This window comes from Streptococcus sp. 27098_8_148, from assembly GCF_041432105.1.
GTDB lineage: Bacteria > Bacillota > Bacilli > Lactobacillales > Streptococcaceae > Streptococcus > Streptococcus parasanguinis_AE.
Genome location: NZ_JAPVYY010000021.1, coordinates 1 through 13839, shown reverse-complemented (window position 1 = coordinate 13839; position 13839 = coordinate 1). Strand labels below are relative to the sequence as shown.

Sequence of the window (13839 nt, the reverse complement as noted above, 5' to 3'; positions counted from 1 at the left end):
GACGAAATCGAATTCTAACGAATTACCGATTTCTGTCCCACTCTCCTAACTTCGACCTGTTACAAGTCAACTAGGTCTCAGTCTCTTTTTTTATTTTTCAAGTCCATTCCTGCTGCTCCTAAGATCGCTCCTAGTAAAGCGAGTCCAAGTGCAGATTCCACTCCTGTTTCTGGAAGTTGCTTGTTAGAAGATACTGCTTCTGAACGAACCTCTTTTTCCACAGCTGCTGGAATTGGCGTTGGGGTATTTACTGGTGCTACTGGCTGATCCTTCGCGATCACTTGAGGTGTTGAATGATCTGGAACCATTTTGTTCACAAGCACGTCTGACTTCACTGGTGCTTCTACTGAAGGGCTTGTTGGGATCACGACTTCTTTGGTACCGACTTCAACAATTTCTGCAACTGGCTCTTTAGCAACTTCTGTAGTGATCACTTTTCGACTTTGATCAAGTGCCGAAACCTCTACATACTCAAGACCTTGCCCTTTAACCCCAGCCTGGACCACTCTGCGTTCTCCTTTAGCGAGATCTGGATTGGTCCGTTCCACAAGGTCAAAATCAATTTCTTTCTCCACGATGTCAAGACTTGGTTTGTCTTCCACTAGGGCTTTGACGTCATTTTCAGCCAAGCTACCCACTTGTGTAATTGGCTTGAGCCCTGCAAGGGCTTGGGTCAGAGCAGCCACTTCTTGATCCACCTGATCTTGATGAGCACGACTCACATTCCAATTCAAGCTATCTAAGACTTTCGCAAGGGCTGCGCGAGATTCTGGTGTGTATATGTCTAGATCTGTTGGCACCGTAGCAACTGCTTTTCTAAGAGCAGTGAAGTCTGCCTTGAAATAGTCCTTGTTGTGGTTGGCAAAAGCTTCCATAACCTGGAAGACTTCTTCTTCCTTGTATTCATTGGCCGGCTCATCAGCCCAAATTCCCAACATACTTCCGGATGTCGGTAATTTGACATCAGGGTACTTGGTTGAAGCTAACTGTTCAAATGGAACAGTTTCTGTATTTTGGATAGCTTTTTCGAGCGGATAACTTTGATCACCTTTGTGGCCCAAAACATAATACCAGTCTCCGTTGGTGTTAAGGAATTTGTAGCCCTTGTCTGCTAGGTACTGCGGTGATGCGAGGTTATAGCCCCACCATCCTTTAGACCAGTATGAAATCAAGACGTCCTTGTCAAAGGCAACATCATCCTCATCTCCATAATAGAAGCCATCGTTAAAGGCCATTGGCTGCAAGCCTTTTTCACGCGCCATGGCTGCAAGACTATTGGAATACTCCGCAAACTTACCATAGAGGTCATACCACTTGAGGTAGTACCAACCTTGCGCACTGGTAGCGTCATTGGCATATTCATCCGTTCCGTAGTTAAAGATCTTAGACTTGTCTTTGAAGTAGTCCATGTACTTGCCAATCAAGGCTTTGGTAAAGTTGACTGCTGCTTCATTGGTCAAATCCATGGTTGTTTTTGAAACCGTATCAAAGCTGGCTTGTGGATTTTCAATGCCCAATTTTTCCATGGCCACCAACAAAGCATCCATGTGTCCAGGACTATTGACTGCCGCAATCAAGCCGATTCCTTTCGCAGTCGCATAAGTATGGAGTTCATCCATTTCCGCTTGGGTCAAGGCTTGACCATTTGGATCATCGTAATAGGCCTTGGTGCCTTCTAAAATGGCCTTTTTCACATCATCACTGGCATAGGTTTTGCCATTGGCTTCCACCGTCATATCATCGAGAACGAAGCGCATACCATCGTTTCCGACAAGGAGGTGCAAGTCAGAATAACCCAGCTCACTGGCCTTATCGACGATCCGTTTCAACTGATCCAGCGAGAAGTATTTGCGACCTGCATCGATCGAGATGACCTTCTTCATGGCGAGTTTTTCTGCTGCTTCTTTTGCAGCAACTTCTTTCGCGTAGCTTTCTGTATACACCAAAGCATCTTGAGCTGCTTTGAGATTGTCGATCAAGGTTTTGGCCTCTGCTCGAGTCGTGTCTGCTCCTGCCCCTTCTAAAGCTTTTTTAGCTGCCGCAAAGGCTACTAGAGATTCCGGTGTATAGTGATCCAAATCAGTTGGAGCTTCTGAAAGAGCTTTTTCGACGACTTCAGGATCTGCTACAAAGTAGTCCGCATTCTTGTCCGCGAAGGCATGCATGAGCTTAAAGAGAAGGTCTTTTTTGTAGGTTGCAGATGGCGTATCTGCCCAGGCAGCTACCATGCCACCGATGAAGGGAACCTTAGCTCCATCATTTTTTTGAACTACATCAATCGCTGACTTGGAAATTCCTTCGAGGCCTTGATCAAGGTTGTACCAACCAGATCCAGCCTTGTCCCGTCCAAGCACATAATACCAAACATCATTGGTATTAAGAATCTGATGACCTAGTTCGGACAAGAGTTTTGAAGAAGCGACATCATAGCCGTTCCAGCCACCTGTCCAGTAGGAGACAATGATATCCTTGTCAAAAGTGCCATAGGAAGTATCGCCATTGTAGTAGATCCCGTCATTAAAGGCCATTGGTTTCATCTTGTGTTTTTTCACAATAGCTGCTAGATCATTAGCATATTGGATGAATTTTTCATAGCCTTTTTCTGGGTAGCCTTCACCTGGCCAATGCTTGCTAGCTTGGAGAACCTGCCAACCATGGGCATCTGTGGCATCATTGGCATATTCATCCAAACCGATGTTAAAAATGTCTGCCTTGCCGCTGAAATAAGCCGCATACTTGTCTACCAAGGCTTTGGTAAAGTCTAAGGCTTTTTGGTTGTCCAAATCAACTGTCCGAGCTGATTTTTTAGTGCCAAAGTAATTAAAGTGAGGGTTTTCGATCCCCAATTGTTCCATGGCTGTCAGAATCGCATCCATGTGACCTGGACTATTAATGGTTGGGATGACACCTACTTTCTTCGATTTGGCGTAGGCTAAAATATCATCCATTTGAGCCTGGGTCAAAGCTGTCCCGTTCGGATCATCGTAATAAGCCTTCGTCCCTTTTTCAACCGCATCTGTCACGGCTTGGCTAGAATAAGAAGTATCTCCCACTTTCAAAGACATGTCATCCAGCACAAAGCGCAAACCATCATTTCCAACTAGAAGATGCAAGTCTGTATAACCCGTCTTACTTGCTTCATCAATGATTTCCTTGATTTGGTCTGGTGAGAAGTACTTGCGACCGGCATCAATCGAAACAATCTTTTTCTTGGCTAATTTTTCTTCCTGATCAGGATCTTTAGCAGGCGTTTCCGTCGCTGCTGTCGCTGGTTGAGCTGCCACATCCGACTCTGCGACAGAGCTCGCTTCTTCGCGAATCAAACGGTCAAGATCTGATACCCGCAATTCACGATCAGGCAGTGTCGGTTGACTTTGATCGACGATTGGGGCAGGAGCCGTTGGTTTTTCTACTGTTGGCTGAGAAGCTTCCTCATTAAGGGAAATCGTTGACTCACCCTCGCTTGGCTGAGTCGGAACTGTCGTTGAAGGACTGTCTGTAACGCTCGACGTATCTGCAGCTACAACATGAGCACCAGCAAAAAATCCTATGAGCACCGAAGCAGCTCCTACTGCATACTTGCGAATCGCATAACGTGGTTGATGTGATTTCATCAGGACCTCCTAAATTGTCTTTGTAATCGTTTTCTTAAATTTACCACGATATCTTAATAAATTCAATGAGGGGTCACATTATTCTTTAATTAGGAGAGGAAGTTCTTGGATTCGATCCAAAATAAAACGAGCCCCTTACTCAAAAGGAAACTCGTTCATTCTTATAAATCATCTAAAGCATCTTTGACCTTATCAAAGAACCCTTTTTTCTTTGGGTTGACCTTCAAATCACTTGCTTCCGCAAAGGCTTGAAGGGCTTCTTTTTGCTTGTCATTTAAACCAGTTGGGGTGACGACATTGACAGATACATATTGATCTCCCATGGCACCACCACGCAAGCTTGGAGCCCCTTTTCCACGGAGGCGGAATTTCTTACCGGTTTGGGTTCCTTCAGGAATGACCAAATCGACATCTCCGTGAACAGTTGGCACATGGACCGTATCTCCAAGAGCTGCTTGAACAAAGTTTAAGTCTAACTTGTAGTAGATGGTTGAGCCATCTCGTTCGAAGCGATCGCTCGGCTCAACATTGACAACAACATACAAGTCACCATAAGGGCCACCGTTAAAGCCGGCTTCCCCTTGACCAGCTAAGCGGATTTGTTGACCCGTTTCAACTCCTGCAGGAATCTTGACATTCACGCTATGAGCTTGTTTTTCATGACCTGTTCCACGACAAGTCGTACATGGATCTTTGATTTCTTGACCACGACCATGACAGACATCACAGGTCACTTGACGGCGCATCATCCCAAGAGGGGTCTGAGTATCCACATTGATGACTCCAGAACCATGACAGCGTCCACAGGTCACCGGACTAGTCCCTGGCTTAGCCCCAGAACCATGACAGGTATGACAGCTTGCTTCCCGATGGTACTTGACTTCTTTTTCCGCACCAAAAATCGCTTCTTCAAACTTGAGATTGACGCGGTATTGGAGGTCATCCCCTTGACGAGGTGCATTTGGATTACGACTTGCACCACCACCAAAGAAGCTAGAGAAGATATCTTCAAAGCCACCAAAACCAGCACCATCAAAGCCACCAAAACCACCTGCTCCGCCACCGAAGCCACCATTGGCACCCGCAGCACCATATTGGTCATAAGTAGCCCGTTTTTGCTCGTCACTCAAAGTCTCGTAAGCTTCTTGAACTTCCTTGTACTTTTCCTCAGCACCAGGCTCCTTGTTGATATCTGGGTGATATTTTTTAGATAATTTCCGATAGGCTTTCTTGATCTCATCTTGAGATGCATTCTTTGAAACGCCCAAACGGTCATAAAATTCAGTATTGTTCATAATTCAAGATACAAAGGGCGTTAAACGGACACAGCCAAAATAGGAGTTTTGACGACGGACGCTTGCGTCCTAGAAAAAACTATCTTTTTGGCACCGTCCGTAGCCCGTGTTCAGTTACGAACACTCTTTGTTCCTTTCTATAATTTTCATGTAATCTTTAGAGGGCATTTTCTATGCTTCGCTTTACTTGATCAAACTCTTTGTCCGATAGAGTAAATATCAAATCCTCTTCTGAGTAGTCGTTTTGTTCTTTAAAATAGTTGTCCGTATTCTCTGCCAAGCCTAAACTTAGAATCACTCTTCTTGCAAACTCTTGATGGGCAAAACCGATAGCCGTAATGATCTGTTTATCTTGCACAAGCACTTTCGGTTGGAAATTCTCACGTGGAAGAAATTCAAAATAGTCAAAGAAGTTTTGCCAAATTCCACCTGTAAATTTCGTGTCCTTCAACAGACCTGCTTTCGCTAATAAAAGAGGTGCTGAAGAAATGGCTGCAATGAGGATATCTTGCTCACCAAGGTCCCTCAAGAACGAAATCAATTTCTCATCTTGTAGGGCAGGCCCTATATTGACCATTCCTGGCAAAATCACACAAGAATACTCTTCTATACAGATTTGATCTAGTGTTTTGGTCGGTTGACAGGGCAAGCCATCCTCAGAGACCACCATCGAATGATCTGAAGCGGCATAATCAATCGTACTATCAAAAGACAGAGCTAAAGTACTTGTTAAAGCGGTTATCTCATAAAGAGAAAAATTAGGATAAATGATACAAAGTACTTTTTTCATAGGCAACATCCTCTATTTTACCGAAAAACAGAGGCTGGGTTGCAACCTCTGGATTTCTTTTTATCATTTACTAGTTAGGCGTTTAGGAAAGGCGCCATAGCGATACAATCACTTTAGTGATTAGTCATTCTTAACGCCTCGCTCCCCGATTTTCAAGCTCGGGATAAAATAGTCCACTGGACTATTTTATTTTTCAGTAAACTCTCCGTCTACGACGTCATCTCCTGCGTTGCCTGATGCTTGTGCTCCTTCAGCTCCTGCTTGGGCTTGTTGCGCTGCTGCAGCTTGTTCGTAAAGTTTAACAGCCAATGCTTGTGCTTTTTCGTTCAAGGCTTCAAGTTTTGCTTTCATTTCTTCAAGGTTACCTGATTCTTGAGCTTTTTTAAGATCATCAAGTCCTGCTTGAGCTGCGTCACGTTCTGCATCAAAGCCTTTGCCTTCAGTTTCCTTGATTGTCTTTTCAGTCGCAAAGATAGCTTGGTCTACTTCGTTACGAAGGTCTACTTCTTCTTTACGTTTCTTATCTGCTTCAGCGTTTGCTTCTGCATCTTTCATCATGCGATCGATTTCTTCATCTGTCAAACCTGAGTTTGATTGGATAACAATGGTTTGTTCTTTTTGAGTTCCAAGATCTTTGGCTTTAACAGATACGATACCGTTCTTGTCGATGTCGAATGTTACTTCGATTTGTGGGATACCACGAGGTGCAGCTGGGATATCTGTCAATTGGAAACGTCCAAGAGTCTTGTTATCTGCTGCCATTGGGCGTTCCCCTTGAAGAACGTGGATATCAACGGCTGGTTGGTTGTCTGCTGCAGTTGAGAAGACTTGTGATTTAGATGTTGGAATGGTTGTGTTGCGGTCGATGAGTTTTGTGAAGACTCCACCCATTGTTTCGATACCAAGTGACAATGGCGTTACGTCAAGAAGGACAACGTCTTTCACGTCACCAGTGATCACACCACCTTGGATCGCAGCACCCATGGCAACTACTTCATCAGGGTTCACTGATTTGTTTGGTTCTTTACCAGTTTCAGCTTTAACAGCTTCTACAACGGCAGGAATACGAGTTGAACCACCGACAAGGATGACTTCGTCGATATCTGACAAGCTCAAACCTGCATCTGAAAGGGCTTGACGAACTGGAGTTTTCGTACGTTCTACAAGGTCACGAGTCAAATCGTCAAATTTTGCACGAGTCAAGGTCATTTCCAAGTGAAGAGGTCCAGCAGCGCCTGCAGTGATGAATGGCAAGCTGATTTGAGTTGAAGTGACACCAGAAAGGTCTTTCTTCGCTTTTTCAGCTGCATCTTTCAAACGTTGAAGAGCCATCTTGTCTGTTGACAAGTCGATACCATTTTCTTTCTTGAATTCTGCTACCAAGTGGTCGATGATTTTTTGGTCAAAGTCGTCACCACCGAGTTTGTTATCCCCTGCAGTTGCCAATACATCAAAGACACCATCACCCAATTCAAGGATAGATACGTCGAATGTACCACCACCAAGGTCGAATACCAAGATTTTTTCTTCTTTATCAGTCTTATCCAAACCATAAGCAAGGGCTGCTGCTGTTGGTTCGTTGACGATACGTTCTACTTCAAGGCCAGCGATTTTACCAGCGTCTTTAGTTGCTTGACGTTGCGCATCGTTGAAGTAAGCAGGAACTGTAATAACAGCTTTGGTTACTTTTTCACCAAGGTAATCTTCAGCGTAGCCCTTCAAGTATTGAAGAATCATCGCTGAGATTTCTTGTGGTGTGTATTCTTTGCCGTTAGCAGAAACTTTTTCAGAAGTACCCATCTTAGATTTGATAGAGATGACTGTATCTGGATTTGTGACTGCTTGACGTTTTGCAGCGTCACCAACGATGATTTCACCATTTTTGAATGACACAACAGATGGAGTCGTGCGGTTTCCTTCTGGGTTTGCGATGATTTTGCTTTCAGTTCCTTCAAGAACTGCTACTGCTGAGTTTGTTGTACCTAAGTCAATACCGATAATTTTAGACATATGTTTTTCTCCTTGTTGATTTTTTCTTTTTGATACTCTTCTTAAGTGGCGACGCCGTCAGAGCTTGACTTCGTCAATCTCTTTGACTAAACTTTGAGCCTAAGGTCTCAAAGTTTGCGAAGATAGCGCCACGGCGAAGAGTATCGCCTTTGGTTCGCTTCGCTTCTTACTATTGGTGAAGCTGAACCATTGTTTATCTTTCTTTCATAGTTTAGTGTCGTTTCGGACAAAGTTTTTAAGTTTTCTCGCCTAGTTGAACACTACTACCATGGCTGGGCGTAGGATGCGGTCATGGAGTTTGTAGCCTTTTTGGAAGACTTGTGCGATGGTGTCTGCTGGATGCTCGTCATCTGCAGGTAAGGTTTGGATGGCCATGTGGTAGTTATGGTCAAAGGCTCCATCTGCTGGAATTTCTTCAATCCCTTCTTCTTTCAGGGCGTGAATCAAGCTTTCTTGGACCATTTCCAAGCCCTTCTTCACATCATCTGTCAAGCCTTCAACGGCAAGGGCACGTTCGAGGTTGTCAAGTGATGGTAAGATCGCTTTTGCCAAATCTTGGCTACGGTATTTTTGTAATTGTTGACGTTCTTCGTTAGCACGGCGCTGAATGTTTTGCATTTCTGCATGAGCACGAAGGTATTTGTTTTCAAATTCCTCGGCACGCGCTTGTGCTTCTTCTAATTCAGAAGGTTGGTTAGTTTCCTCTACAACTTCTTCGGTTGTTTGGGCAACTTCCTCTTCTTTCACGTCTTCTTTTTTGATATCTTCTGTCAAGGCATACACCCCTTTCATTTGGTCTTAATTTACTTCATAATGGTTGCTGTTGAGGTAACGGTAGTAATCCGTCAACTTCATAACCAGTACCCGGCCGATGACATTGACCAGGCTAACCACACGCCTGTAGTCCATCTCTACGGGACCGATCACATGCATGAGGGCCATCCCACGATAAGGAACCAGGAACTTGTGACTAATGACCGTCACATTTTTCAAAGCCTTCTCTTGGGATTCCGCAACCAGGATCTGGGTCATTTGGTCTTCTGGCATTCCCCCTCGTAACTCCAAGGCTACGTGTTGGGGATTATCTAAGAACTGATAGGTCTGAAGATCGGCGTAGGTTAAGGATGAAACCTTTCCTTCTACAAAGACCAGTTCTTGAAACAGTTGCGAGAAGACGTAATCAAAGAGATCCAGCACATTGTCTGTCGTCTTGAAATAGCGCTGTACAATCTGTGGAATCTCCGTTCGCAAGCGGTAGTGGATATCCAAGACCGTATTTCCAATGAAGCGTTCTTGAACCAGCTGGTGGAAGATTTCCAAATCACTGGTTAAGAAATTCTTTGGTATGGCAAACTGGACGGTGACAGGCTTTGATTCATCCAAGGTCAACACCGCTAAGGCATCGTGATTGGACAATGGAACAATCTCAAAACCGGTCAAGCGCTGACGTGTCGGTTCAACATCCTGAATCACTGCGGTGTAACCCGTCATCTGGGCTAGTAACTTAGCTGTAGCATCCAAGATATCGTCTAATTTAAAGGCTTCGAAATCAAAGGCTTTCACCACCTGGTAGACATCTTGCTCATCAATCAGCTCTAGATCAAGCGAGTTCTGAACAAAATATTGGAAACCAGCTCGGCTAGGCATCCGTCCACTCGAAGTGTGGGCCTTTTCTAGTAAGCCTTGTTTTTCGAGGGCAGCCATGTCGTTTCGAATGGTCGCACTACTGGATTGAATCACATCTTGTAGCGCTTTTGAACCGACTGGTTCGTGGGTCTTGGTAAAGATATCGACAACAAGATTGAGAATCTCATTTTGACGTTCTGTAACCATGACCTCACCTCTCTTTCATTTTTTAGCACTCTAAACACTCAAGTGCTAAACCATGATTCTATTATACACCCATCCAAAAGAAAGTCAAGAGAAAAAACCAAAAAATTAGCACTCTTTTTTCAAGAGTGCTAAAAATCATTCTTAAGACCTAGAGAAGTGACTCTCCTCTTATTTGCCAGCTTTTTTCAAGAGTTGAATATATTCTTCTAATACTAGCTGATGGTTGGCCATATACTGAGCGTTTTCTACGCCAACATAACGGAAATGCCAATTCTCAAAATTCACACCCGTGATGTTGCTCTTCCCATCTGGGTAGCGAAGCACAAAGCCATATTGCGGTGCGATGGCAGCCAGCTGCAAGCCCAACTCATCACTTTGACCAGCTTCGACACTCATATCAATCGCAAGCCCTGTCTGGTGTTCACTCGCACCAGGGACCTGTACCTGGGTCTGCACCTGCTTTTCAGCTTCTTCGTGCGAAAGGCCGCTAGCCTCTAGTTGCGCAACACGTTCATTATAGAGCTCTGTTTGCTCGGCCACACTTCGATAGCCTGATATCAAGGTTTCTTCTGGGGCAATTTTTCGAGCCGCTTCTAAAAATTGACGAGTCGGTTCTACAATCCGACTATCCACTTTGATAGCATCCACATCTGTTAATTGTGGGTTCAGCTCAGGCTTCACATTGTCACGATTGACCAAGATCAACTGCCAGTCTTTTGTCGAAACGGCTGGTAAATCTGATTTTTCTTCCTTTTTCTTAGAAGAAGAGGGAGTCGTTACAGCTGTTTTTTTAGCCTTCCAAAACTGAAGCCCTGAAAACAAGCTCGGCTTCGCTAAGTAAGCACCAATTCCCGATCCAAGGACCACAAGAAGAAAGAAACTCAATAGGTAAGGCCACCATTTCTTACGTTTTTTTCTTGCGCGTCTATACTTATTCGTCATGGCTACCCTCTAGAAGTTTTGCTCCAACCTTACGATAGGACATATCCCCAATCTTTTCAATACGAAAGGCACCATCCTCATAGGCCAAAACCGTCACGCTTCCGTTGTCCAAGACCAATTCTTCAACCGCTTTTGGATCAATGAGATAAATCAAGGTCGTAATGGTCATACCATGGCTAACCACAATAGCATTGCCACCGCCAGTTGCTTCCACCTCTTTTGCGATGGCTTCAAACCCTTCTTTGATCCGACCACTCAAGACACCCCAAGATTCAGCCCAACCAGTGGTGTCGACTTCAACGATCCCTTCTGCCAACTCCATCAAGCTCAACTGATGAAAATCCTCGACCTTAAAGACACGGGGTAAAACCCCCATGAAGAGATCGCCATCATATGCACCATCAAAACTACCAAAACACCACTCACGGATTCGTTTGTCATAACGATAAGGGATTTTTCCTGTCAGACCAAGTTCCTGAAGAATAATTCCCATGGTTTGAATGGTGCGTCCAGAATCACTCGAAACAGCCTCTTCAAAAGAAAGCCCAGCTTCCTTGAGACCAAGACCTAATTCTCTAATTCCACGCTCTCCTGCTTCTGTCAGCGGAGTGTCTGACCAGCCCTGTGCCCGCCCAATGGTATTAAACATGGTTTTTCCATGACGAGCAATATATAATCTGGTTTTTGTCATTGTATTACCTCCGTATGTATCTCTTTCATTATATCATTTTTTGCAAAAAGAAAGTAGGAAAGCTCTTACAAGTTTTGAGAAAAAGAAAAGGCCATGACCAAAGGGTCAGCCTTTCATTATGGACTAGGATTCTTGCAAGCTTTCACCGACCTCACGGTAACTGCTATCTCCAATCCCCTTAACCGTCAATTTTCCATCTTCATATTCTACAAGGGTAACACTCCCATTTGAAAGAGGCAGATTGAGATTTGGTTTTCCTTCGACCAAGCAGACTAAGGTCTGAATGGTCCAACTATGGCTGACCACCAAGGCATTGCCTCCACCATTTTCTTCTACTTCTTTGGCGATGGCTTCAAAACCTTCTAGGATTCGGCTTTTTAAAACTTCCCAAGGTTCAGCCCAATTCGCTGTATCTACTTGGCAGATGCCATTAGCCAAGTCTTCCAAGGTCAGGGTCTTATAATCTTCTACATCTAGCACACGTGGCACGACACCGTGAAAGAGCTCCCCACCGTAAGCCCCATCAAAACTACCAAAACACCACTCGCGGATCCGTTTGTCAAAGCGATAAGGAATCTGGTCTTTCAAGCCCAATTCATCGCGAATGATCCCCATAGTCTGAATGGCACGGCCTGAATCACTGGAATAAGCTCGAGTAAACTCCAAACCAGACTCACGCAAGCCGATTCCCAGAGCCTGAATCCCTCGTTCTCCTTCTGCTGTCAAGGGCGTATCGGACCAGCCTTGAGCACGGCCAATGGTATTAAACATGGTTCTCCCATGACGAATCACAAATAATCTTGTTTTAGCCATCTTGTCTCCTTTTGCAAGAAAAAAGTCTGAAGTTTCATCATCACAGACTTTTCTATTTTCTACTATTATACTAGATTTCTATTAGTTTTTAAAGCTATGAACTGGAGCTGGAATTTGACCACCACGGGCAATAAAGTCAGCTGATGAAGCTTTGTTGACCTTCATTACCGGAGCAGATCCAAGAAGTCCACCGAGTTCTAACATATCGCCTTCTTTTCCATAAGGAATGATCCGAACGGCTGTTGTCTTTTGGTTGATAACGCCGATAGCTGCTTCGTCGGCAATCATGGCCGCAATGGTTGTATCTGGAGTATCAGCTGGGATGGCAATCATGTCCAGACCGACGGAACAGATGGCTGTCATGGCTTCCAATTTTTCCAGGTTGATATGACCGGATTGGACCGCCGCAATCATCCCTTCATCTTCTGAGACCGGAATGAAAGCACCTGACAACCCACCGACTTGGTTACAAGCCATGATGCCGCCTTTTTTCACTTGGTCATTGAGCAGAGCTAGGGCTGCTGTTGTCCCGTGGGTTCCTACTACTTCAAGCCCCATGGCTTCAAGGACACGAGCAACCGAATCCCCAACAGCTGGCGTTGGTGCGAGAGACAAGTCTACAATCCCAAACTCAACACCGAGACGTTCACTAGCCATTTGCCCCACTAATTGCCCAACACGGGTAATCTTGAAAGCTGTCTTCTTGACTGTTTCAGCCAATACATCAAAGCTAGCTCCTGGAACTTTTTCAATGGCCCGTTGGACGACACCAGGTCCTGAAACCCCAACATTGATGACAACATCCGCTTCACCGACACCGTGGAAGGCACCCGCCATAAAAGGATTATCTTCTACTGCATTGGCAAAAACTACGAGCTTACCAGGCCCCATTGGATCTGCTTGGGATGCTTCTTTAATGATACGGCCCATATCTCGGACAGCTGTCATATTGATCCCCGTCTTGGTCGATCCGATATTGACTGAAGAGCAGACAAAATCCGTCTCTGCAAGGGCGCGAGGAATGGAGTTGATGAGGATTTCATCCCCTTTTTGGTAGCCTTTTTGAACAAGGGCTGAGAAACCACCGATAAAGTTGACCCCAACTTCTTTGGCCGCACGATCTAGTGCCTTGGCAAAGGGTACATAATCTGTCGCATTGGTTGCTGCCCCAATAATGGAAATTGGAGTGACTGAAACCCGTTTATTCACAATTGGAATGCCAAGTTCTGCCGCAATCTCATCCCCAACAGCCACTAAGTCCTTGGCCTTTGTCACAATCTTATTGTAGACTTTTTCTGCCGCCTTTTCGATATCTGGATCGATACAATCTAGAAGGGAGATCCCCATGGTGATGGTCCGAACATCGAAGTTCTGCTCCTCAATCATGGCAATGGTTTCTGTTACCTGTCTAATGTCCATAAATTCTCAACCCCTATCTTACAAATTGTGCATAGCATCAAAAATCGCTGCGCTTTGGATATTGATTTTCACATGCAGAGACTGACCGAATTCTTCCAACTCTGAACGAAGCTGTGTGAAATCTTTTTTCTCATCTGACGATACGACCGCCATCATGGTAAAGTATTCATCCAATACAGTTTGAGAGATATCATCGATATTGAGTCCTAATTCTGCTACTTTCGTTGCAACACCCGCTACGATTCCTTTTTGGTCTTTACCAACGACTGTAATAATTGCTTTCATTTCACTGCTCCATTCTATCTATTTGCTTCCATTGTAGCACAATCCCCTTAAAATGGCCCTTCTCAACTGGGAACGTTCGGATATATTAAACGTGTATAAAAAAATAAAGAGGCTGGGACAAAAGTCCTAGCCTCTTTATTTTTTTTG

The 13839-nt window shown here is 44.6% G+C and carries 11 protein-coding genes; all 11 read right to left on the bottom strand.

Annotated elements, in window-relative coordinates; translation table 11 throughout:
* Positions 1-77: 77 nt before the first annotated feature.
* The 11 genes from O3646_RS10470 to O3646_RS10420 all read right to left on the bottom strand — a co-directional run bounded on the left by O3646_RS10470 (position 78) and on the right by O3646_RS10420 (position 13692).
* On the bottom strand, positions 78-3614 hold the full coding sequence (locus tag O3646_RS10470) for a family 20 glycosylhydrolase (RefSeq protein WP_371610851.1): 3537 nt from the start codon (positions 3612-3614) through the stop codon (positions 78-80).
* A 161-nt stretch (positions 3615-3775) separates the two neighbouring features.
* Positions 3776-4909 carry a molecular chaperone DnaJ gene (dnaJ, locus tag O3646_RS10465; protein ID WP_371610850.1) on the bottom strand — a complete coding sequence of 378 codons (1134 nt, stop codon included), beginning with the start codon at positions 4907-4909 and terminating at the stop codon, positions 3776-3778.
* Positions 4910-5066: 157 nt separating this feature from the next.
* Entirely contained in the window at positions 5067-5699 is a 633-nt protein-coding gene (locus O3646_RS10460) for a DJ-1/PfpI family protein (protein WP_371610849.1), read from the bottom strand.
* Positions 5700-5885: 186 nt separating this feature from the next.
* A complete protein-coding gene (dnaK, locus tag O3646_RS10455; RefSeq protein WP_371610848.1) occupies positions 5886-7709 on the bottom strand; it encodes a molecular chaperone DnaK in 1824 nt (607 codons plus the stop codon).
* A gap of 249 nt (positions 7710-7958) precedes the next feature.
* The gene (grpE, locus tag O3646_RS10450; protein WP_371610852.1) at positions 7959-8483 is read right to left on the bottom strand and encodes a nucleotide exchange factor GrpE; all 525 of its coding nucleotides are present in this window, start codon (positions 8481-8483) and stop codon (positions 7959-7961) included.
* A 24-nt stretch (positions 8484-8507) separates the two neighbouring features.
* Positions 8508-9542, bottom strand: a complete 1035-nt coding sequence (gene hrcA / locus O3646_RS10445) for a heat-inducible transcriptional repressor HrcA (protein WP_371610847.1) — start codon at positions 9540-9542, stop codon at positions 8508-8510.
* 168 nt (positions 9543-9710) lie between these two features.
* Positions 9711-10484: a M15 family metallopeptidase gene (locus tag O3646_RS10440; RefSeq protein WP_049475118.1), complete on the bottom strand. Its 774-nt coding sequence runs from the start codon at positions 10482-10484 to the stop codon at positions 9711-9713.
* Entirely contained in the window at positions 10474-11175 is a 702-nt protein-coding gene (locus tag O3646_RS10435; protein WP_125826508.1) for a histidine phosphatase family protein, read from the bottom strand. Before O3646_RS10435 ends, O3646_RS10440 begins: the two co-directional genes overlap by 11 nt.
* Before the next feature lie 123 nt (positions 11176-11298).
* Positions 11299-11988, bottom strand: a complete 690-nt coding sequence (locus tag O3646_RS10430; protein WP_371610846.1) for a histidine phosphatase family protein — start codon at positions 11986-11988, stop codon at positions 11299-11301.
* 81 nt (positions 11989-12069) lie between these two features.
* Positions 12070-13407, bottom strand: coding sequence for a PFL family protein (locus tag O3646_RS10425; protein ID WP_070595600.1), 1338 nt, complete (start codon positions 13405-13407; stop codon positions 12070-12072).
* A gap of 18 nt (positions 13408-13425) precedes the next feature.
* Positions 13426-13692, bottom strand: coding sequence for an ACT domain-containing protein (locus tag O3646_RS10420; protein ID WP_003004214.1), 267 nt, complete (start codon positions 13690-13692; stop codon positions 13426-13428).
* Positions 13693-13839 lie beyond the last annotated feature (147 nt).

What these genes read in the sequence shown, in the direction of transcription:
- O3646_RS10425 (WP_070595600.1), bottom strand. Translation starts at nt 13,407, where the DNA reads ATGGACATTAGACAGGTAACAGAAACCATTGCCATGATTGAGGAGCAG.
- dnaJ (WP_371610850.1), bottom strand. Translation starts at nt 4,909, where the DNA reads ATGAACAATACTGAATTTTATGACCGTTTGGGCGTTTCAAAGAATGCA.
- O3646_RS10460 (WP_371610849.1), bottom strand. Translation starts at nt 5,699, where the DNA reads ATGAAAAAAGTACTTTGTATCATTTATCCTAATTTTTCTCTTTATGAG.
- O3646_RS10430 (WP_371610846.1), bottom strand. Translation starts at nt 11,988, where the DNA reads ATGGCTAAAACAAGATTATTTGTGATTCGTCATGGGAGAACCATGTTT.
- O3646_RS10470 (WP_371610851.1), bottom strand. Translation starts at nt 3,614, where the DNA reads ATGAAATCACATCAACCACGTTATGCGATTCGCAAGTATGCAGTAGGA.
- O3646_RS10435 (WP_125826508.1), bottom strand. Translation starts at nt 11,175, where the DNA reads ATGACAAAAACCAGATTATATATTGCTCGTCATGGAAAAACCATGTTT.
- O3646_RS10440 (WP_049475118.1), bottom strand. Translation starts at nt 10,484, where the DNA reads ATGACGAATAAGTATAGACGCGCAAGAAAAAAACGTAAGAAATGGTGG.
- O3646_RS10420 (WP_003004214.1), bottom strand. Translation starts at nt 13,692, where the DNA reads ATGAAAGCAATTATTACAGTCGTTGGTAAAGACCAAAAAGGAATCGTA.
- dnaK (WP_371610848.1), bottom strand. Translation starts at nt 7,709, where the DNA reads ATGTCTAAAATTATCGGTATTGACTTAGGTACAACAAACTCAGCAGTA.
- hrcA (WP_371610847.1), bottom strand. Translation starts at nt 9,542, where the DNA reads ATGGTTACAGAACGTCAAAATGAGATTCTCAATCTTGTTGTCGATATC.